The organism is Stenotrophomonas sp. YJH_SMC_46 (assembly GCF_059370315.1).
In genome coordinates, this window is record NZ_JCAFTO010000004.1 from 310,593 (window position 1) to 332,024 (window position 21,432).

The 21,432-nt window shown below is 66.7% G+C and carries 14 protein-coding genes and 1 other RNA gene; 6 read left to right on the forward strand and 9 right to left on the reverse strand.

The features are described from left to right. Positions 1-8 precede the first annotated feature (8 nt). The 3 genes from AC5P8C_RS15030 to AC5P8C_RS15040 all read right to left on the reverse strand — a co-directional run bounded on the left by AC5P8C_RS15030 (position 9) and on the right by AC5P8C_RS15040 (position 4,391). A complete protein-coding gene (locus AC5P8C_RS15030; protein ID WP_495219015.1) occupies positions 9-2,996 on the reverse strand; it encodes an ATP-binding protein in 2,988 nt (995 codons plus the stop codon). 99 nt (positions 2,997-3,095) lie between these two features. After that, the gene (locus AC5P8C_RS15035; RefSeq protein WP_495219016.1) at positions 3,096-3,818 is read right to left on the reverse strand and encodes a fimbrial biogenesis chaperone; all 723 of its coding nucleotides are present in this window, start codon (positions 3,816-3,818) and stop codon (positions 3,096-3,098) included. 60 nt (positions 3,819-3,878) lie between these two features. After that, entirely contained in the window at positions 3,879-4,391 is a 513-nt protein-coding gene (locus tag AC5P8C_RS15040) for a fimbrial protein (protein ID WP_495219017.1), read from the reverse strand. A gap of 274 nt (positions 4,392-4,665) precedes the next feature. On the opposite strand from AC5P8C_RS15040, the gene AC5P8C_RS15045 reads away from it, so the two are divergent. Genes AC5P8C_RS15045 through AC5P8C_RS15055 form a run of 3 tightly spaced genes read left to right on the forward strand, consistent with a single transcriptional unit; the run spans position 4,666 to position 8,677 of the window. Further along, positions 4,666-5,616: a fimbrial protein gene (locus AC5P8C_RS15045; protein ID WP_495219018.1), complete on the forward strand. Its 951-nt coding sequence runs from the start codon at positions 4,666-4,668 to the stop codon at positions 5,614-5,616. Next, positions 5,613-8,129 carry a fimbria/pilus outer membrane usher protein gene (locus tag AC5P8C_RS15050; RefSeq protein ID WP_495219019.1) on the forward strand — a complete coding sequence of 839 codons (2,517 nt, stop codon included), beginning with the start codon at positions 5,613-5,615 and terminating at the stop codon, positions 8,127-8,129. The genes AC5P8C_RS15045 and AC5P8C_RS15050 overlap by 4 nt, the downstream gene beginning before the upstream one ends. Before the next feature lie 38 nt (positions 8,130-8,167). After that, complete coding sequence (locus AC5P8C_RS15055; RefSeq protein ID WP_241882971.1) at positions 8,168-8,677, forward strand: fimbrial protein; 510 nt, start codon at positions 8,168-8,170, stop codon at positions 8,675-8,677. A gap of 95 nt (positions 8,678-8,772) precedes the next feature. Here the strand turns inward: AC5P8C_RS15055 and AC5P8C_RS15060 are convergent, their stop codons facing one another. Together AC5P8C_RS15060 and AC5P8C_RS15065 are read right to left on the reverse strand one after the other, a co-directional pair. Next, positions 8,773-9,183 (reverse strand): hypothetical protein, encoded by a 411-nt coding sequence (locus tag AC5P8C_RS15060; RefSeq protein ID WP_241875159.1) that lies wholly within the window; start codon positions 9,181-9,183, stop codon positions 8,773-8,775. A gap of 522 nt (positions 9,184-9,705) precedes the next feature. Continuing rightward, positions 9,706-12,105 (reverse strand): autotransporter family protein, encoded by a 2,400-nt coding sequence (locus tag AC5P8C_RS15065; RefSeq protein WP_495219021.1) that lies wholly within the window; start codon positions 12,103-12,105, stop codon positions 9,706-9,708. Positions 12,106-12,452: 347 nt separating this feature from the next. Here AC5P8C_RS15065 and AC5P8C_RS15070 point away from each other — a divergent pair, with 347 nt between their 5' ends. Beyond that, positions 12,453-15,671 carry an autotransporter family protein gene (locus AC5P8C_RS15070; protein ID WP_495219022.1) on the forward strand — a complete coding sequence of 1,073 codons (3,219 nt, stop codon included), beginning with the start codon at positions 12,453-12,455 and terminating at the stop codon, positions 15,669-15,671. Between the two features lie 163 nt (positions 15,672-15,834). On the opposite strand, the gene AC5P8C_RS15075 is transcribed toward AC5P8C_RS15070, so the two are convergent. From AC5P8C_RS15075 to AC5P8C_RS15090, 4 genes are all read right to left on the reverse strand, one after another. Beyond that, positions 15,835-17,220 carry an FAD-binding oxidoreductase gene (locus tag AC5P8C_RS15075; protein ID WP_495219024.1) on the reverse strand — a complete coding sequence of 462 codons (1,386 nt, stop codon included), beginning with the start codon at positions 17,218-17,220 and terminating at the stop codon, positions 15,835-15,837. After that, positions 17,217-17,798, reverse strand: a complete 582-nt coding sequence (locus AC5P8C_RS15080) for a metal-dependent hydrolase (protein WP_495219025.1) — start codon at positions 17,796-17,798, stop codon at positions 17,217-17,219. Before AC5P8C_RS15080 ends, AC5P8C_RS15075 begins: the two co-directional genes overlap by 4 nt. A 110-nt stretch (positions 17,799-17,908) precedes the next feature. Next, positions 17,909-18,277, reverse strand: a complete 369-nt coding sequence (locus AC5P8C_RS15085; RefSeq protein ID WP_495219026.1) for a YraN family protein — start codon at positions 18,275-18,277, stop codon at positions 17,909-17,911. Continuing rightward, a complete protein-coding gene (locus AC5P8C_RS15090; RefSeq protein ID WP_019661062.1) occupies positions 18,267-19,988 on the reverse strand; it encodes a penicillin-binding protein activator in 1,722 nt (573 codons plus the stop codon). Before AC5P8C_RS15090 ends, AC5P8C_RS15085 begins: the two co-directional genes overlap by 11 nt. An 81-nt stretch (positions 19,989-20,069) precedes the next feature. Between AC5P8C_RS15090 and rsmI the strand changes: the two genes are divergently transcribed. Next, positions 20,070-20,888 (forward strand): 16S rRNA (cytidine(1402)-2'-O)-methyltransferase, encoded by an 819-nt coding sequence (gene rsmI, locus AC5P8C_RS15095; RefSeq protein WP_241873695.1) that lies wholly within the window; start codon positions 20,070-20,072, stop codon positions 20,886-20,888. Between the two features lie 155 nt (positions 20,889-21,043). Next, positions 21,044-21,395, forward strand: an RNA gene (rnpB, locus tag AC5P8C_RS15100) — RNase P RNA component class A. Positions 21,396-21,432 lie beyond the last annotated feature (37 nt).

The following is a 21,432-nucleotide window of genomic DNA, read 5'->3' on the forward strand; positions in this document are numbered from 1 at the left end:
GCTCATGCCTACTGTTGCGCGGCAACCTGGCGTTCGATGCTCGCCGCAATCAATGCGACAGCCTCAATGACTGTCGCCTTTGACGCCGTATCTGTCACACCGGCGCTGCGCAGGGCCTGCTCGGCCTGTTGGCAGCTGCGCGCCGCCTGGGTCTCTCCCAGAAATGCCAACGCGCCGGCAAAGCTGTGCAGTAGATCGATCATGGCCGGTGCATCGGCGCTGTCCAGCGCTTGGCTCAACAGCGCGTAATCACGATGCGCGGTCTGCAGGAATGCCTCGCGCATCTGCCGCTGAACCGCCTCGCTCACCACCGGGGGTAACGGTGGCCGGGCCGAGCGATCAAGGTCGAATCCATGCAGCGCGGCCTCCAGCGAGGCCAGGTCGAGCGGCTTCAGCAGCAGCGTGGACATGCCGGCCTCGCGTACGCGCTGCGCGTCCTCGGGCATCGCATTGGCGGTGAGCGCGACGATGGGGATGGAGGGGTCATCCGCACGCAGTTTCCGGGCCAGCCCGTATCCGTCCAGGTGCGGCATGTTCAGATCGGTCAGCACGATGTCGAACCGGCCCTCGCGCCAGCGTTGCCACGCCTCCTCGCCGTCGGCCGCGAGGGTGACCTGCCAACCCAACGCATGCAGTTGCCCCAGCGTCACGTCGCGGCTGATCACGCTGTCATCCACCAGCAAGGCGTGGCCACGCGGGGAATGCGCGCGCTCTACAGGCGCCGGCCGTGGCGGCGTGCCTGCCACGGCGGTGGTCCGGCGTGCCGGAATGTCCAGGCGGAAAACGCTGCCGGTGCCCGGGGTGCTGCGCACGCCGAGGGTGCCGCCGAGCAGTTCGGCGAAGCGTTGGCACAAGGCCAGCCCCAGGCCGCTGCCGCCGTGCTGCCGTGCCGAGCCGGCACCGACCTGCACGAACGGTTTGAACAACACGGCCTGTGCTTCGGCATCGATGCCCGGGCCGGTATCGCGCACCTCCACGTGCAGCCACTCGGTGCCATCGGGCCGCAGCGAGGCATCAACGCTGACCGCCACCGTTCCCGATGCCGTGAACTTCACCGCATTGCCCACCAGGTTGTTGATCACCTGCGCCACGCGGCCTGCGTCGGCCACGTAGGCTGGCCCCAGCGCATCGCCGGTGTGCAGCTCCAGGCGCAGGCCTTTCGCGGTGGCCTGTGGCTCGAACAGTGTCGCGGTCTGCTGCAGCAGCGCACGCGGATCGAAAGGCGCCGGTTCCAGCGTCATCAGCCCGGCTTCGATACGGGAAAGGTCGAGGGTGTCGTTCACCAGCCCCTGCAGCACATCGGCCGCGCTGCGCGCGCGCGTGACATGCCTATGCGCCGCCGCCGGCATGGTCTGGCGGGCAAGCAGTTCAAGGTGGCCGAGCACGCCGCTCAAAGGGGTGCGTATTTCATGGCTGATCATTGCCACGAAGGCGGTCTTGGCCTGGTCCGCAGCCTCGGCATCGTGCTGGGCCTGTTCGGCATGACGCCGTGCATCCAGCAGGCGCTGCTGGGTTTCGGTCTGTGCGGTCACATCGGTCACCGCGCAGACCCAGATCGCCCGCCGCTGGTAGCGCGCGGCGGCCACGATGGATTGCAGGTAGCGCGATGGACCGTGCTCGTCCGCGGACGGCGCCTCGAACCACTGCCCGTGTACCTGGCCGTCAACGCGTTGCACCAGGCGGCCGACCAGTGCGTCCAACAGGTTGCCGGTGGTGTCGCCGATCAGCTGCTCCAGTGCCTGGTTGTGCAGGATCAACTGTCCGCTCTGCTGGTCGAGCAGGCACAGGCCGACCGGCGACGTTTCGATCAAGGTGCGGCTCAACGCTTCGCTTTCATGCACCCGTGCGGCTTCTTCCAGCGCCGGCCGCAGCACGCGCCGGTCCACCAGCAGCAACAGCGTCCACAGCGCGGCCAGCAGGGCGGCCAGGGCCAGCCCACCGCCGAGCAGATAGGTCTGCTGCGCCGTCCAGATGTCGGTCCAGCGGTAGAGCCGCAGCAGCGTCCAGTCGATGCCCTGCAAGGGTGCGGACATCACGAAGGCACGGCCGGCAGGCAGTGCCAATAGCGTAGGCCGGGGCGATGGCGCGGCGCGCAGCGCAGGCCCGGAAATCGCAGCGTCCGCAGCACTGCGCAGAACATCGTTTCCCTGCCGGTCCAGCACCACCCACATCCCCGGGCTGGCCTCCTCCAACCGCTCGCGCAGGCCTTGAAGCGGTTCAAACGTCAGCCGGTTGATGAAGGGGGTGCCATTGCTGCGCAGGCGCATCTGGGTGACCAGTGCATCCTCGCCGGTGAACGGATTGCGGCCGAAGTAGGCGCGCAGCCGGCCACTGTCCAGTTGAAGCTCGGAGTCCGCACCCGCTGACTGCCAGCCGGCATCGGCGGTCTGTGCCAGCGCGGCCAGTGCCTGTTCACGGGTAGGCACCTTCATGAGTTGCAGCAGCTGCGCTTCATCATGCAGCCCGGCGATCGCAAACAGGCGCCCTTCCGGTTCGAAGGCGAAGGAGATCAAGGAAGTGGGCGAATCCTGCGCCGCTACGGTGGCGGCCATGTACGCCGAATAGGTCTGCACCATGCCCAGGTACGCCGCCTCCGCCTGTGGCGGAAGACGGCCCTCGCGCGGGGACAGCGCCAGCCAGGGGACGGACAGGGCGCCCGGTGCCACCACGCCGGCCTGGCCATCCTGTGCTGAAAAGCGGGCCGCAACAGGCAGGCCACCGGCCACCAGTGCGGTTTGCTGGGTAGCCCAGAGCATGGCGTTGGTGTTCAAGCTGGCCACGTAGGCCCGCCTGCGCTCGCCAATGTAGCGATCCACCGTCTGCTGGCCGCGCTGCAGCGCCTCGCGCTCGTTGAGGTGCACCGTTTCCAACCGCAGCCACAGCGCCGCGCAGCCGGCGGCCAGGAGAAGCAGGGTCAAGACGGCACCGCCGCCGAACAGCAGCCGGCGCTGCAGGCCTTGCAGGGTGGCAAGCACGGAGCCCAAGGGTGACGCCATGGTGCGAACCTGGGTTGTGAGGCTGTGGCGTGCAGCGTGACGCGTCTGCCACCCTCAGTGCAAGTCATTGCCGGTGCACTGCGGAAGCCCGATCTACGTTTACCGATCAACGCGCGCCTCGGCCTCACGGGGCGTGCCGTAATCATCCAGCCATTTGAACGCCACCGTTGCCGGCATGGCTGCACCTTCCGGCAGCGCATAGCGCACCTGTGCCCCCGGCGCGATCATATCCACGTCCACGCGGCGGCCATCGGCCAGCGTCAATGAACTCAACGAGACGTGGTACGCGCTCGGGTTGCGTACCTGCAGGGCATCACCATCGGCAGACCATTGCAGCGTGGCCGCCGCGTCGCGTGCACTGCCCAGCAGCCCGGCCGGGCGATGGAACAGCTTCACCCGCGTACGCACCGCGAACTGCAGCAGGTTCTTGCCACTGGCATCGCTGGGCTTGGGCGGGATATCCAGAAGATTGAAATAGAACACCGATTCGCGGTCGGTCGGCAGCGGTGCCTCCGACGGGCGCGGTGCGTAGGTGACGCGATATGCCTGGCCCTGCTTCGGCTGCAGCAGGCGTGGCTCGGCCGGTGTCAGCCGGAACGGCGTGCGTACGTTCTCCGGGCGCGACTGGCTGTCGCCGTCGTCGATCCACACCTGGGTCATCGCGGGCAACTCGCCCACGTTGCTGGCCCTGACCGTTACGTCGCGGCCCTTGCTGGCATCGTGCACGATGCGCGTGCCCTGCAGCGTCACCGCAGCCGATGCCGGGAGGGCTACCGAAACAGACAGCAGCGTGCATATCCACGTCCTGGCGCGGAGTTTCATGGTCAACCTCATTCAGGGATGCAGGCCAGCGCCGCGTGGCTCTGGCCTGCCGGAAGCGGATTACTTGTAGAGCACCACGAAGTCGCCCGAAGCGTTAGCGGTGCCTGCCTGCGCGTTCCGCGCCGGCGAGGCGTACCACGCGCTGTAGTCCAGCTGGCCGCTGCCACCGGCGGCGATCGTCACCCACACCGCCGGATCTTCACCGATCTTCTGCTGGTTGCCCGCAGCGTCGTACAGGGCCACGCCAACATTGGCTGCAGAAGACGCCGCGGTCAGTGCCAGGTTGCCGGTGCTGCCATCGGGCGTGCCGCCGAAGCGCACACCTACATCCTGTGATGCACCCGAACCCGAGCAGTCCAGGGCGATGGTGAAGTTCTTCTGGCCGGCACGGGTGCTGGCGTTGACCGAGGCCAGATCCACCTTGCCCATCGGTACGGTGATGGTGCCACCGGTGGAGCCCACCGAGCAGGTGGAGTTCATCAGTTCGCCGGTGATTTCCAGCGTTTCGGCAGACACCGACGGCGCGGCGACCGCGAGGGCGGAAAGCGACAGGAGGCGGAGTGTGAGTGGCATGACAGTTCTCAGTTGTGGAATGAAGGCACGCAGTGGCCGCCCACGGCAGCCAGCGCGGCCAGTTTCGACGCGCGCGCCAGGCCACGGAATGCAACAAGTTGCAAATGTGCGTTGACGTTCGCGAACTGCAATTAATCCGATAGAAAGCGGTAGCCGCGCTGCCTAGACTGCGCGGCCTCGATTGGTTGCCGGAAGAATTGCCGTGTGCGCTCCCGCCCTACTTCCCGTCGCTACGTGGCGCAGATCGCGTGCGCCCGGGTTGCTGGTGCTATTGATGGCTGCTGCGATGGCGCTGCAGTCACAGCAGGCCGATGCGAGCTGTGTGAGGTTGAATCCGGGTGATCAGGATCTGACGGCGTCGTTCACCATGCCGAATGTAGACCGGCCGGATACGCGTTACAGAGTAGTCAATGTTGGACGGATCTCTGGCGGCTTCGAATGCACCGCAGGACAAACGGCATTCAACATTGATGCACCTCTCACGGGTCTCACCTATGTGCGGGATGTCCAGCTGGACAGCTACCTCTACAAGGTCTACAGCACAGGACCAAGATCGCCACTGATTGGCTTCAGCTTCAGCGTAAAGAAGGCGAGTGACACGACCTACGGAGGCCCGCCCATCGAGCTCGGGGTTCGTAACCGACACCCCGGAGAGCCTCTGACTCAAACCGAGCCGATGAACGTGGGTGTCTACATGGTGATCTTCTTCCGCGGCGGCGCGATGGAGAGCATTCCCATGACCGACATGGGCAGCATCACCTCGTCGGTGGAGGGCGATCCCAGCCAAACGATGCAGCACCACGTGCGGCTGGAAATCATCGTCCCTCCCGTCACCTGCACGCTCGCCAATGCGTCCCACACCCTTGACGACGTGCTCGCCAACGAACTCGCCGCCAGCGGCAGCAACGCGAAGGAATCCAGCTTCGACGTCGCGATGAACTGCCCGATGGACAACATCGACGTGCAGCTGTCGTTGGCCGATGCCAATGATCCTGGCAGCAGCAACGGCCAGCTCGCACCTGCCCCCGGCACCACCGCCGGCGGCGTGCAGGTGCAGCTGCTACGCGGTGGCCAGCCAGTGCAGTTCGGCCAGGCGTGGTCGCATGGCTGGTCCAGCAAGGGCCAGCAGGCCATCCCGTTCAGTGCGCGCTATCTGCGTACAGCCGATCCGCTGGTGCCCGGCGACGTCAAAGGCGAGGCGGTGCTGACCGCCGACTACCGATGATGGCCGTTGGCCATGCCCGTGCCGCCACGCGTTCGCTCTGCACTGCCATCGGTGCGGTGTTGTCGACGGGGCTGGCGTTCGATGCCGCCGCTGCGCCGGTTGAGTTCAGCGAAGGCTTCCTGATCGGCGGCGAAGCCATCGACATGGCGCGATACGCCAACGGCAATCCGTTGCCGGCTGGCGATTACGCGGTGGACGTGCATGTGAACGGCCAGTTCCTGCGCAGCCAGGACATCCGCTTCGTCATCCAGGACGACCCGCAGATTGCGGTGCCATGCCTGTCACCGGCGCTGGTACGCGGGCTGCCGTTGAAGCCTGCGTTCCTGGAGGCACTGCCCGCCGAAGACAGCACCTGCGTGAATCTGCCAGCGCTGGTGGAGGGCGCCAACAGCACCTTTGACAGTGGCGAGCTGAAGTTGTCCCTCAGCATTCCGCAGGCGGCACAGGCCATCGCCGCGCGTGGCTTCGTGGCACCGGAACTGCGCGACGACGGCATCACCGCTGCCTTCATCGATTACAGCGCCAACCACTACCGCAGCCAAGGCAGCGACAGCAGTTACCTTGGGTTGCGGGCAGGCGTGAACCTGGGCGCATGGCGGCTTCGCCACCGCGTATCGTTCACCCATGGCAGACAGGGCACCCGGCACGAGGTCATCAGCAGTCATCTGCAACGCGACATTCCACGCTGGAACAGCCAGCTGCTGCTGGGCCAGGGCAACACCGGTGGCGAGCTGTTCGAAAGCGTGCCGTTTACCGGCGTGCGCGTAGCCAGCGACGAGCGCATGCTGCCCGATTCGCTGCGTGGCTATGCGCCGGTGGTGCAGGGCATTGCCGAAGGCAATGCGGTGGTCACCATCCGCCAGAACGGCAGCATCATCCACGAAAGCAATGTGGCGCCCGGTCCATTCACCATCGAGGATCTTTATCCCACCAACTTCGGCGGCGATCTGGACGTCAGCGTTACCGAAGCCGATGGCCGCGTGCAGCGTTTCAGCGTCAACTTCTCGGCCGTTCCGCAGGCGCTTCGCGCGGGTGCGTCGCGCTTCGCGGTCACTGCCGGTGAACTGCGCGACTCCGGCAACACGCTGCAGACGCTGCGCTTCACCGAAGGGACCTATGCCCGCGGCGTGAACAACCGGCTTACCGTGCTGGGCGGCACGCAGCTGGGTGAGGACTATCGCGCGCTGCTCGCTGGTGCTGCGGTCAACACGGCCATCGGTGCATTCGGTGCCGATGTCACCCATTCGCGTGCCCGCCTGCGCGGCAACGACACCGCCACCGGCAACAGCTTCCGCGTGAATTACCAACGTTACGTGGCGCGCACCGGTACCAACTTCGGCCTGGCCGCGTATCGCTACAGTACGCGCGGCTTCCTTAGCCTCAACGATGTGGCACGCGCGCAGAGCGACGACTGGGGTTACGGCCAGCGCGCCCGCCAGCGCTACCAGGTGAACTTCTCGCAGAAGGTCGGCCAGCGCAGCAACCTGTATCTCAGCGGCGGCCATGTGTCTTACTGGGACAGCGCCCGACGCCGCAACGATTTCCAGGTGGGCTTCCAGAGCACGCTGGGGCGGGTCAACTACGGTGTGTCCGCGCTGCGCTTCCGCGTGGGCGATGGCCGCCAGGACACGCGCTATGCGTTCACCCTCAGCGTGCCGCTGGGCCGTAGTGCCAACGCACCGCGTGCCAGCACCCAGCTCAGCCAGGCCGATAGTGGCAGGCAGTCGCAGCTGGGCATCACCGGCAGCCTAGGTGAGTCACGTGCGCTGAGCTACAGCCTGTCCAGCGCACAAGGCAATGGACAGAACAGCCATAGTGCTTATGCCGCGTGGCAAGGCAGCCGTGGCAATCTCAATGCCGGCTACAGCCGCAGTGGCGACTACCGCAGCCTGTCGCTTGGTGCATCGGGCAGCGTGGCGCTGCACAGCGGTGGCCTGAACCTGGGTGCTCCCGTGGGCGACGGCTTCGCGCTGGTGCAGGCGCCGGGTGCGCAGGGCGCACGCATCGGCAGCAGTACCGACCTGCGGGTGGCCAGTAACGGTTATGCGCTGCTGCCGCACATCAGCCCCTATCGCTGGAACACCATTGACCTGGATCCGTCCGGCCTGCCGATCGAGGTGGAGCTGCTGCAGACCTCGCAACGTGTGGCGCCCACCGCCGGTGGCATCGTGCGCGTGCCGTTCCAGGTGTGCCGCGAGCGCACGCTGTTCATCGACGCCACCGATGCCCTGGGTCAGCCGCTGCCGTTTGCGGCGGTGGTGCAGAGCGAAGACGGCGCGCCGGTCGGCGCGGTGGGGCAGGGCGGGGTGATCCAGCTGCGCGGTGCGCAGGACAGTGGCAGTTTGATCGTCGACCCCGATGGCAAGCGACGCTGCCGCATCGACTACCGCATGCCCGACGCGCCGGATGCCTACGGGCTGTCGTGGAACCAGGCCGTGTGCGTACCGCAGCCGTTGCCGCCGGAGAGCCTGCAGGCGGGCACGCCGGAGCAGGAAGAGGGCACCGCCCCATGAGTTTCGTCTTTCCTTTCAACGTTCACAGGGGTTCAACCATGTCCCGTTTCCTTCTTCAGGTGATCGCGGTGCCGATGCTGTGCCTGATCGCGTCGGCCGTAGGTGCCCAAACCACACTCACCATCAGCGGTCGCGTGCTGCCGGGCACCTGCACGCTGGCAGCGCCCACCATCGCACTGGATCCGGTGAAGGCCGATGAGATGACGCCAGGTGCCGCCAACAGCGTGAAGGCAGGTGCGTTGAACTTCACCGGCTGCGTGGGCGTCAGCCGCGCGCGCCTGTCGTTCGATGGCACGGCCGCCGACGGTGATCCGGAGCGCTGGAAGAACACCGCAGCCACCACGCCAGCAACGGGTGTGACGGTCGCGCTGCTGGCTGGCGCGAGCGGCAACACGTACCTGAAGAAGGGCGACGCCGATATTCCGGTGGCTGTCTCTGGTGCGACGGCCTCTTATCCGCTGCGCGCGGGTTACTTCATTCCCAACACCAGTGGTATCAACGCCGGCAATATCTCCACCGAGATCGTGGTCACCGCCGCCTACGACTGAAAACCGGCGCGGCCCTGTAGAGCCGAGCCCACGCTCGGCTGCTCTTCGGTCAGGTTCCGGGCAAGCCGAGCATGGGCTCGGCTCTACAGAAGCCGCTAAGCTGCGTGCAGCTGCACATCCACATACTCGGCCAACCCCCGGCACGCCAGCAGCAACCCCTCGCGCGCGTCATCGTCCACCTGCTGACTGATCTCGCCATCCACGCGTACGCGCTCGGTGGCGTGCAGCAGTTCAAGTAGAAATGTCAGCCCGGCATTGGCGCGGTCGATGCGCGCCAGTGCCAGCCGCTGCCCCGGCGTGCGGCCTTTGCCCGGCCACGGCTGCCCATCGGCGGCGTCGCCCTGGCGGATGTGCTGCAGGCAGTGCAGCAGCGTAATGGTGCCGGACGCTTCGCCTTCCTGCAGTGTGGCGAAGGTGCTTTCCAGCGTGCGCGCCAGATCGTCGGGCAGGCGCGTGGCGGCCTCGCCCAAGGTGGCGAACAGGTGGGGATAGTGTGATGTGGTCATGGCGGCGTCCTTGTGTGCGAAGCAAGGGGCCACCCCGCTTAACAGCGAGGGTGGCGGACGGTGCGTGGTTGCAATACCGGAGGTTGATGTAAAAGCGCCAGCGGGCACGAGGCCCCCACGCACCGCCCGCCATGTAAACGCGGACGGAATGCCTGTCGACGTCGCCCGAGGGACGAGCGACGCCGACAGGCAAGCGTAACCAAACACATCAACCTAACGGGATTGCAAGCCCGTGCCACCCGTTGTCGGTGGCGGACACATGATGCGCACGAAGGTGCCGCTGTACCAATCAGAAAAGTTTCAAATTCAAAGTTGTTGCAATCTGCATGCGCGCGAAAGATCGCCGTGCAGAGTGAGGCGAATGCGTCAGCATTCGCGCAGCGTCCTTGTAGAGCCGAGCCATGCTCGGCTTGCCGCGCGAAGCGCGGCGCTTTCCGCAATCTGATCGGACAGCAGCCGAGCATGGCTCGGCTCTACAGAAAGCAGAACGGCGCCGGAGATGTCGGCGCCGTTCTATTCCCATTACCAGCTGTACGCCACCGACAGGTTGGCAGTCGCCTCGCGATACCCACTGTCACCACGCATCACCCCAAACCCGCCCCACGCACTGAAACCGGAACGGAATTCCACACGCGCACCTGCGCTCAGTTCATAGCGGTTGCGCGGAATGCCGGCCTTCAGCACTTCATCATCGAAGGCGATGCCATTACCCGCGCCATCGCGGTACCAGTTGGCCGCCAGATAGGGGCTAACCGAGGCACCCGCTGCCGAGCGCGATTCACCCTGCAGGCGCAGGCCGGCACGGCCGGAAAGGCCACTGTTACCCGCTGCACGCACCACGGTGCCATTGGTTTCGGTATGCACGTCGGTCTTCGCGTCGGTGTAGATCAGCTGCACCTCCGGCTGAAGGCTCAGCGCGGTGTTGCCGATCTGGCCGATGCCGAAGCGGTAGCCGGCTTCCACGGACGACTGCCAGATATCCGAGTCGTAACGCTCCTCGGCCAGGCCCTCGCCCTGCACACGGTTGCGGAACTGGCCGCGCTGCACGCTGGCATCCATATACATCGCATCGTTGGCCCAGTTGCCGTACACGCCCAGCGCGCCGCCTTCCACCTTGCCACGTGCACTGAAACCGGTCACGTCCGAACGCGAGGTAGCACTGCTGCGCGCGGCGGTGCCCATCACGCCGACGCGGCCACGGCCGTCATCGAATACGCCGATGTCCGCACCCAGCTGCAGGCGCGAGCGGTCCACGCGCAGGTCGAGCTGGTCATCCACTGCACCGAGCTTGCTCTGGGTGCCGTCCACGCGGGCCCAGCCACGGATGCCCTCCGCCGCCGCGGCGCCGCCCTGGCGATCGCGGTAGCTGTGGCGCAGCATCTGGTCGAGCGCGAACTGGTTGGCCAGGTAGGCGCCAGCTTCCGGGCGTAGCACCGGGATCGGGTTGATCGGGTCAATGGGGTCAACCGGATCAATGATCGGCTTGCACTGCGGCAGCGACGGGTCAGCCAGGCACGGGTCCGGCGTGGTTGCCAGTTCCGAGCGCAGGTACCAGTTGCCGTTGGCATCCTTCACCAGGAAATACTCGTACTGGCCACCCACGGCGCGGCCGACCAGATCGAACTGCGCGTTGGAGGCGCCGCCGATATCGATCAGTTCGATGCCGCGATCGGTCTTGGCACCAGCACCGCCGGCATTGAGCACGCGCACGTTGGCCTGGCCGTTGGCATCACCAGCAATCACCAGCGTGTCAGTCAGCGAGGTGTCGTCACCCAGCTGGGTGTTGAACAACAGGGTGCCGCCGTTGCCGGTGAACTCGTCCAGGCTGAGGGTGTTGAAGCTGCTGCCATTGCCCAGCGCCACAGTACCGCCGGCGCCCAGGGTGAGATGGCCCACGCTGCTGTCGCCGGTCATCAGCCAAGTGCTGTCGGTATCGATGGTGGCGCTGGTGACGTTGATGAAGCGGCCGTCGATCTGCGCCTTGTTGCGCAGGAAGACGTCCAGGCTGCCATCAACCGTTGCGGCATCGAAGCTGACATTGCCGATCAGGCGCGCGTCATCCACGTTGAAGCGCACATGGCTGGCCCCCGGCGTGCTGCTACCGGTAAGCGAGTCCACCTGCAGCAGGTTGCCATTCCCCCCGATCAACCGTGCACCGTTTGCCACGGTGATCTCGAAGTCGGCAGCCTCGTCGGCGCCCACGCGGATCGCCGCGCCGCGCCCGGAGCGAATAGTGGAACCGTCAATACCCAGACGTAGCGTGTCGGGCGTATGGATCGAGCCGTACATCAACACCCCCACGTTGTCGGCGTCGATTTCCGAGCCATTGACGATGTCTACCCGGCCGTTTTCCATGCGCACGCCCAGACCACTGGACACATCGCTACCGCTTGTCGTGTCCTCCACGCGCACATAGGTGGAATCCAGAATGGACCAAGCGCCGGGCAAGGGAATGCCGCCGGGGGTGCTGCCCAGCGTCAGGCCGATGCTGAGTGGATTGCCTGGCAACAGGCCGTCGGCAGCGGTGACAAGAATGCGGCTGCCGATCAGGTGCGCCGACGACGAACCCTGCACCAGGATGCCGCCGCCTCGGATCGTACTGAACTCTGATTCGAAGCGTGCCGTCCCGTCCAGTTCCACTGCACGCTGGTGGGAGCCGCTGCGGTTGATGGTGGCATTCCATATGGTCACGCGTGAATCAACGGCACGGATGTTGTTGGTCTGGCCACCCGTCACGTTCAATATCGCGTCGTTGCGCAGCGTCCATTCCTCAATCGGGTCGCCGTCGTTGACCGTTCCCACGGTACCGTCCAGATCACCGGCCCAGGCGCCGGCCAGCGGCAGCATGCAGAGTGCGAGGACGATGCCACGCGCCAGCGGGCGTTGATGAGGATGAGCAGTGCGGGTGCGATGACGGTTCATGGTCTTGTCCTTTCTGGGAAAGAGTCGACACAGGGAGTCGTTCAGGCGCTCGTTCACGTATGTGGCCTTTTCGACCTCTTCGCGTGAAGCGCGCGTGATGAGCCTAAGCAGGCAACCTGTGTCTTGATCGGCACGAATTCTGGCCGCGGGCACAGCTCCGGCCCATGCAATTAGTTGCAAAGCGCTGGCCGTCTGGACGCTCGGGTCGGCCGATGTTCAGCACAGTGAATCCGGTCCGTACTTGGGCGCGACAGGACGACGCAGCGGCTGCGGTATGCAACCAATTCGATAGGCGCCATTGCGGCCGCTTCCTACGGTATGGGCCCTTCCATTGGAGCGTCCCCCGCATGCGTCGTGTACTTCCCCGCCTCCATCTGCTTGCCGTGGGGTTGTCCGCCGCCCTGGCGTCGTCGGTCGCCATGGCACAGCAGGTCATCGCCGATGGCGACGAACAGAACCCGGCTGCGGGCGATTACCACACCACTGACCCGGTGGAGCCGGGCGATCCGGGTGGGCATGCGTTCCTTGCCATCAACGGTGGCAGCCTCATTCCAACTGGACCGGTCAATTTGATTACCGAAGGGCTGCGTGCTGCCGCTGCACGCGCCGAGGGTGCGGGAAGTCGTATCGAACTGCAGGCGGGCAGCGTCTTGACCTCCGGCTATGGTGCTGCCGGCCTTTCCGCCGCCAATGGCGGCCAGGTTCACGCCAGCGGAACGCATATCGAAACGCGCGGCACGGCAGCGTCGGGGGCGGAAGCGCTGTCCGGTGCGCTGTCACTGGACAACGTGCGGATCACTACCCGTGGCGGGTTGGCCCATGGCATCAGCGTGCAGCAGGGGCAGGCAGTAGTGCGCGACAGCGCGATCGAGATTCTTGGCGACCAGTCCAATGGGGTGGACGTGCGTGATGGAGCACTGCTGGCCGAACGTCTGCACATCGCTGTGGCGGGGGCAGGCCATGGGGTGTGGGCGCAGGGTGGCAGCGATGTCACCCTGCGCTCGGCGCGGATAGATGGCAGCGGCGCCGGTGCATCGGGCGTGCTGGCGGGGCTGGGCAGCAAGGTGGTGTTGGAAGATGTCGACATCGATCTGACCCACGAGCGCTCCGGAATGGGATTGTTCGTCGGCGGTGAGCTTGAGATGCGCGGAGGCAGCGTGCATGCACGTGGCGACAACGCCACCGCGGTCAGCTTCGCCACCGGTGGCGGCGGCGTGCTGCGCCTGGATGGGGTGGAGCTGTCCGGTCACTTCGGCATCCATATGACCGAAGGCGCGGACCTTACCCTGCACGGCAGCCGGCTCGACAGCGTGTCGATCGGCATCGACATGAACCAGCGCGATGTGGTTGCGCGTGTGACCGATTCGTTCATCACCACTCGCAATGGCGTTGGCATTCGAGTGACGAATGGCGATCTGGTAGTCGACGGATCGACCATTACGGCCAATGGCACCTATTGGCAGGCGATATCGGTGCTGGGAGGTGCCGCGCAGGTTACCGGCAGCCGATTGCGGACCCTTGGCCAGAATGGTCATGGGTTGTATGCCGAAGGCGGTGTATCTGCTGCACCACTAGCGAACGGCAACATGATCGATATTCTTACCGAAGGCGACGGCGCCATTGGTGCGATCGCCCGCCTTGGCGGCACCGTACACCTTGCCGACAGCGTGGTGCGCACCACCGGCATCAATTCATACGGTGTGCTGTCGGGGGGCAGGGGCGAAATGACGCTGGCCAACACCCATGTGCGCACTGAAGGCGAAGGTGCCTGGGCGGCGGTGATCAACGATAACGGCCAGATGAGCATCGACGGCGGCTCGCTGGTGAGTGCGCAGCACGGTGGCATCTGGTTGCGCAGCAGCCGTGATCCAGTGCTGACGTTGAGTAACGGTGTGGTGGTGTCCGGTGGCAACGGCATCGGCCTGGCACTGGATGCTGCCGTGGCCGGACGCCTCGACGTGGCGCTGGACGGTGGCTCGCAGTTGCACGGCGATATCGTCATCACGCCCGAGGACGAAGACGCCGGGCTTGTTCCGCAGTCCGAGGTGCATGTGCGTCTGGCGGATGGTGCGCTGTGGCAGGGGTCTTCCAATCTGGTGCAGACGCTTGCGCTTGAACGCGGCAGCCAATGGACGTTGACCGGCGATGCGACCGTGGGCGAGTTGCAGGCGCGCGACAGCGTGGTGGCGTTGTCCGATGGCAGCGGCCGCTTCAATACGCTCACGGTGGAGGGTGACCTGCACAGCGAGGGCGCCACCTTCCTGTTCCAGGGCGCGCTGGCTGGCGATGATTCGGCCATCGACCGCCTGCACGTGCGCGGTGATACTTCTGGTGGTGCCCTGATTGCGGTGAGGAACATCGGCGGTGTGGGGGCGCCCACTGTGGATGGCATCCAGCTGATCGAAGTGGACGGCACATCGCTGGCCAGCTATACGCTGACCGGGCGTGCGGTGGGCGGTTCGTACGAGTACTTCCTGTTCCAGGGCGGTCTGGCCGATCCCAGCGATGGTCATTGGTATTTGCGCTCGCAGTGGTTTGATGTCTGCGAAGACGACCCGGCGGCGCCGGGCTGCGTGGTGAACCCAGGCCCGGGTCCGGATCCGGGTGAAGGCGGGGGCGGCGGCGGAATCGTCGATCCGATCCGGCCGCCGCCGGTGCTGCGCCCGGAAGCCGGTGCCTATCTGGCGAACCAGTCCGCCGCAGTGAACATGTTCGCGCATCGTATGCATGATCGCACCGGCACCCTCACGGGTGAGCGCACTGCCTGGGCACGCGTGGGTCGTGGCAATGCGGACTTCACTGCGGTGGGTGGCCAGCTGTCGGTGGATGGCAATACGTCGGTGCTGCAGATCGGCAGTGACCTGCTGCGACGTGGCAATGCCACGTTCGGTGTGATGCTGGGCAATGGCCGTGCTGACAATCGTGTCGCCTCGGATCTGACCGGCTACACCGCCACCGGCCGCGTGCGTGGTACCGCCGTGGGTGTGTACGGCACCTGGATGCAGGATGCGGAAGGCACCGGCGGTGCCTATGTGGATGCGACCATGCAGTTCGGCCGCTTCGACAACCGTGTGCAGGGTATCGGTCTGGAGCCGGAGCACTATGATGCGCGTGTGGCCACTGCGTCACTGGAAGTGGGCCATACCTTCAATGTGTGGCAGGGGGCTGGCAGTGCACTTTACGTGCAGCCGCAGCTGCAGCTGACGTATGCAGGCTATCGCGCGGATCGCCACGTGGAGAGCAATGGCACGGTTGTCGACCATGCGGATGCCGGTGGCCTGAGCGGGCGCCTGGGCGTGCGCGTGTTCGGCCATGGCATTGCGGGTGGCAACACCGTGCAGCCGTACCTGGGCGTGAACTGGCTGCGCGGCAGCGGTACCAGCACGTTGCAGTTCAACGATGACACGCTGGGCGCGGATGTGCCGCGCAATCGCTATGAAATGCAGGCCGGTGCTGAGTTGAATCTGGGCCAGCGCTGGGGCGCATGGGGCGGGCTGAGTGTTCAGCGCGGTGACCATGGCTACCGCAACGTGGGTGGCCAGGTGGGCGTGCGCATGGCCTGGTAAGCGGCAATGCCGGGGTCGGCACGCGGACCCCTGTAGAGCCGAGCCCACGCTCGGCTCACCGCGCGAAGCGCGGGTGCATCGTGATCTGAACGAAGAGCAGCCGAGCGTGGGCTCGGCTCTACAGGTGCACGCCTTGGTAGCGCCGGTTCATGCCCGGCCAGCATCACACCGGCGGCAGCACCTTGCCCGGGTTGAGAATTCCATCCGGGTCCAGCGCGGTCTTGATCGCGCGCATCGTCACCAGCGTGGCCGGGCTGAACGCCTGCGCCATGAAATCGCGCTTGGCCAGACCAATGCCATGCTCACCGGACAACGTGCCGCCCAGGGACAGCGTCAGTTCGAAGATCTTCGGCAGCGCGGCATGCGCGCGTGCGTTCTCGTCGGCATCGTCCGGGTGGTAAAGAATGTTGACGTGCAGGTTGCCGTTGCCGGCATGACCGAAGGTGACGATGGTCAGCGTGTACTCGCGTGCCAATGCCTGCACGCCGGCCACCAGTTCCGGAATGCGCGACACCGGTACCACCACGTCTTCATTGATCTTGCCGGGCGCGACGGTCCGCAGTGCGGGTGACAGCGCCTTGCGTGCGGCCCACAACTGGTCGCGTGCGCGGCCTTCCATTGCCACGTCCAGTTCGATCATGCCGCCGCCTTCGGCGGCGCTGGCCAGTGCCTGCAACAGGTAGGGCAGGGTATCGTGGTCACCATCGGCTTCGACCAGCAGCATCGCGCCCGCCTCGGGCACCTCGGCACCATTGAGGCGCAGCAGCTCCAGGCTGCGGGCGTCCATGAATTCCAGGCGCGTGGGCACCACCGGCTGCGACATCAGGCGTGACACCGCAGCGGCCGCCGCATCGGCGTCGCGGTACAGCACGCGCAGGCCGGCCTGGCTGACCGGCAGTGGGGTCAGCTTGAGGGTGGCTTCCACGATCAGCGCCAGCGTGCCTTCGCTGCCCACCAGCAGGTGGGTGAGGTCGTAGCCTGTGGAGTCCTTGGTGTAGGCGCCACCGCAGCGGATCACCTCGCCGGTGCCGGTGACCGCGACCAGGCCCAGCACGTTGTCGCGGCTGGTGCCGTACTTCACCGCGCGCGGGCCACCGGCGTTGCAGGCCAGGTTGCCACCCACGCTGCAGATCTCCGCGCTGGATGGGTCCGGCGCCCAGAACAGGCCATGTGGCGCCAGCGCCTGCTGCAGCGTTCCATTGAGCACGCCGGGCTGCACCACGGCGCAGCGATCACCGGCACGGATCTCCACGATGCGGTCCATGCGGGTGAACGACAACACGATGCTGCCCGGCAACGGCACGGCTGCACCGGTGGTGCCGGTGCCCGCGCCGCGCGCAACCAGCGCCACGTGATGTGCACGGCAGGCGCGCACCAGTGCCTGTACCTGTTCGACGCTGGCGGGCAGCGCGACGGCAGCGGGGCGCTGGTGGCGCCACGAGTTGTCCTGCGCGTTCGCCTCCAGCGCGTTGTCATCCGTGCGCCAGCCCTCCGCGCCCAGCAGGGCAGACAGTTCGGCAACCAGGGCAGCGGGCAGGGCAGTACTCATGACGGATCTCGCGGGACGGCAGGGGCGGGTTGGATCAGTTTCCAGGCAACAACGGCGGCGGCCAGCGGCAGCCAGACCCAGCGCAGTTCAGAGAGCAGGGTGGCGATGCCGCGCGCGCTGAAGAACTGGGGCGCGAACGGTGACACGCGGATGGGGCGCCACGGCGCGAAGAAGCGGTGTTCACTCCACGGCCAAGCCAGCGCGACGCCGAGGCCGCCGGAGGTCATCGCATCCAGCAGCGGATGGCTGGCGGCGCAGACGAAGACGAATACAGCGGCTTGTACGGTAGATGCCAACCTTGGTTGGCACACATCCGCCGACCAAGGCCGGCGACTACCAAAGAACGCCCACACCGCGGCCAGCACCGCCAGCACGCAGGCAAACAACAACGAATGGCTGGCACCGCGATGGCCGAACGCATCGGCATAGGGAATGCGCAGGGCAAAGGCCAGCACGTCGGCGTCGGGCAGCATCGCGGCGACCACACCCGCAGCCAGCAGCCATGCCGGAATGCGGCCGCGATCGGCGGCGCACCACAGCGCCAGCGGTACAGCGGCATGGGTGATGATCGAAGGCATCAGTCACGCACCTAGGTAGTACCGGCCAGGCTGCGCGCTGGTAGGTGCCAACCTTGGTTGGCACAGAAGCGCCGACCAAGGTCGGCCTTTACCAGAGTGGACGGTACACATCAGCAATCATCCAGCCGGAACGCATCGCGCAGCCAGTTCAACTGCGGCGGCTCGCCCGTGGCTTCCACCACATCGAAACGGCAAGGCGCATCGGCAAGCGCAGGATGGTCCTGCAGGTACAACAACGCGGCATGCGCCAGGCGCCGGCACTTGCGCACATCCACCGAGGCAGCACCGCCACCGAAATCGGATCGCGCGCGGTAGCGCACTTCCACGAAGACCACGGTGCCGGCGTCGTCCATCACCAGGTCCAGTTCACCGCCGCGATAACGCACGTTGCGCGCACGCGGCTGCAGTCCGGCCTGCTGCAGATGCTCCTCGGCGGCGGCTTCCACCGCCGAGCCCCGTTGGCTGCGCTCAGCGACCACCGACGATCGGCATCGGCCGGCCGCCATTGAAGGTGGACCAGGCCGGCTGGCGCAGGATGTTGCCGTTGCTGTCCAGGAACAGGGTGCCGGTGGCGCCGTCCAGGCCGCCTTCGTTGGACAGCTTGTCCAGGTAGGCGGTGATCTTCCAGGCATCGGCGCCGAAGGCGAACAGGCGGCCGGCGGCACCGCGTGCGCTGGGCAGGGTGCTGGCGACCTGGCTGGCTGAGGGCAGGCCGGACACGCTGCGCACGTTCCAGGCTTCGTTCGGGTAGACGATGCCGTCCAGCGCCACGTCTTCTTCCACCTTGCCGCTGCCGACGGTCAGCTGCGAGGTGCCCACGCGGGTGGCGCCACCGGCACCGGCCAGCGCCAGCTGCGGCGCCAGCAGGCGGGCCTGCGGCGCGCGCACGGCGAGGAACACGGCATCGACCTGGCCGGCATTGCGCACCTGCGCGCCGACATCGCCAACCGCGTCGCTGACGCCGACGGTGGCCACCACCTGGCCACCACGCTGAGCGAAGCGCTGGGCGAAGGCGGCGGCGGCACGGCGGCCGGTATCGTCGGCGCTGTTGATCACCAACGCCTTGCCGCGCTCGCGGCCACGCAGGTATTCGGCAGCGACGATGCCGTCGTCTTCCGGTGCCAGCGAGAAGCCGGCGCTGCCGGCCGGCGGCGCGTCCTTGCCACGGTTCAGGGCCAGCACCGGCACCTGCAGCTGCTGGCGGCCATAGACCGCATCCACTTCGTCGCGGCCCAGCGGGCCGACCACGAAGTCGGCGCCGGAGGCGACGGCCTTGTCATAGGCGGCCAACGCACCGGCCGGGGTACCGGCGGTGTCGATGAAGTTGATGTCCGGGCGGCGGCGGGTCTCGCCGTAGTACGCGGCCAGCAGGCCATCACGCACCGGCTGCGCGGCGGTGGCCAGGCGGCCGCTGAGCGGCAGCAGCACGGCCAGCTTGGCCGGCGGACGGTAGCCGTCGCTCATGGCCGGCGGGCGCTTGCTGGTATCGAACTGGGCGGCGCCATCGCGGTCGAACGGGCGCGGCAGCGGCAGGCCGCGCGCGATCAGTGCGCGGCCGGCGAAGTTGTACAGCGGGTCGTTGGCCGGCAGCGCGGCGGCACGGCTGCGCAGGGTGGCGTCGTCAAGCGTACCGAGCAGACCGGCGATGGCGGCCTGGTTCTCGCTGCGTGCGCTGCCGGTCAGGCTGGCGTGGGCGCGGGCGCGCTCGGTGGCGGCACCGAAGGCATCGCCGGTGCCCTGCAGCGCGTTGGCGCGGGCTACGTGCCAGCGCGTGCGCAGCGCGGGGAAGACGTTGTCGCCCTGTTCCTTCAGCAGGGCCAGGGCCTGCGCCGGCTGCTTGTCGGCCAGTGCCAGCTCGGCGCCGGTCAGCTGGTAGCGCTGCAGGCTGGCGCCGGACAGCTGGCGGGCGGTGAGCTGGCCGAGCAGGCTGCGCGCGCGGGCACTGTCGCCGGCCAGGTGCCAGGCCCAGGCGGCATCGGCCAGGGCGTTGCTGCGGGCGCCACCTTTCAGGGTTGCGGCCAGCGCTTCCAGCTGCAGGGCGGCGTCGCGCGGTTTGCCTTGTTCGATCAGCGCCAACGCCTGGCTCTGGGCCGGCGATTCGGGCGCGCTGGTCAGGCTGGTGGTGGCACAGCCGGCCAGCAGCATCAGCGACAGCGACAGGGCGGAGATCCGTGCGGCGGGCTTGTTCATGATCGGGTCCATGCGATGAGGGCAGCGGCCTTGGCCGGGTACACGCTACGATTCTACCCTTGCCCCGTGAGTACCGCTGAAATGAGTGTCCCAACCCTGTACGTCGTCGCCACCCCGATCGGCAACCTGGCCGATCTGAGCCCGCGCGCGCAGGAGGTGCTGCGTTCGGTGGTGGCCATCTGTGCCGAGGACACCCGCCGCAGCGGCCAGTTGCTGTCCCATTTCGGCATCCAGCAGCCGCTGGTGGCCCTGCATGAACACAATGAAGAGGCCCTGGCGCAGCGCTTGGTGTCGCGCCTGCAGGCCGGTGAGTCGCTGGCGCTGGTCAGCGATGCCGGCACCCCGCTGGTCAGTGACCCCGGTTTCCGCCTGGTGCGTGCCGCGCGCGCGGCCGGCATCAAGGTCAGCCCGATTCCCGGGGCCTGTGCCGCCATCGCCGCGCTGAGCGTGGCCGGCCTGCCCAGCGACCGCTTCAGCTTCGAAGGTTTCCTGCCGGCCAAGGCCAGCGGCCGCCGCGACCGGCTACAGGCGCTGGCGGGTGAAGTGCGCACGATGGTGTTCTACGAATCCTCGCATCGCATCGCCGAGTCGCTGGCCGACATGGCCGCGATCTTCGGCGGCGAGCGCCCGGCGGTGCTGGCCCGCGAGCTGACCAAGCTGTTCGAGACCGTGCTCGACGGTGACCTGGCCGGCCTGTTGGCGAAGGTGGAAGCTGACGAGAACCAGCGCAAGGGCGAGTTCGTGGTGATGGTGCAGGGCGCCGGCGACGATGAGGAAGCGCAGCTGGCGCATGGCCGCCGCGTCTACGCCAAGCTGAGCGAGCATCTGCCGCCGTCGACCGCCGCGAAGCTGGCCGCGGAACTGACCGGTGCGCCGCGCAAGGCGTTGTACGGCAGTTGATGGATCGTGCGGACCAAGGTCCGCACCCACCAGATCGGAATCCGCACCCACCAGGGCAGCGGCATCGGTAGATCCACGCCACGCGTGGATGGATGAACCGGACGCCGCGATCGGCACGGCAGGAAAGGCGCGCGTACGCTAGAATGCGCGCTGGCGGAGTCGGCCAGACAGTCGCGTCATCCCTTCGGGGGTGCCGAGGAAAGTCCGGGCTCCATAGGGCAAGGTGCCAGGTAACGCCTGGGCGGCGCAAGCCGACGGAAAGTGCAACAGAAAGATACCGCCTACGTCTTCTTCGGAAGGCCGGTAAGGGTGAAATGGTGCGGTAAGAGCGCACCGCGAGTCTGGTAACAGACCGGCACGGCAAACCCCACCTGGAGCAAGACCAAATAGGGATCCTTTGGCGCGGCCCGCGTTGGATCCGGGTAGGTTGCTTGAGCGTTGCGGTGACGTAACGCCTAGAGGAATGACTGTCCACGACAGAACCCGGCTTATCGGCCGGCTCCGCCTCTTTCTTACGGTAGGCCGAGCATGGCTCGGCTCTACA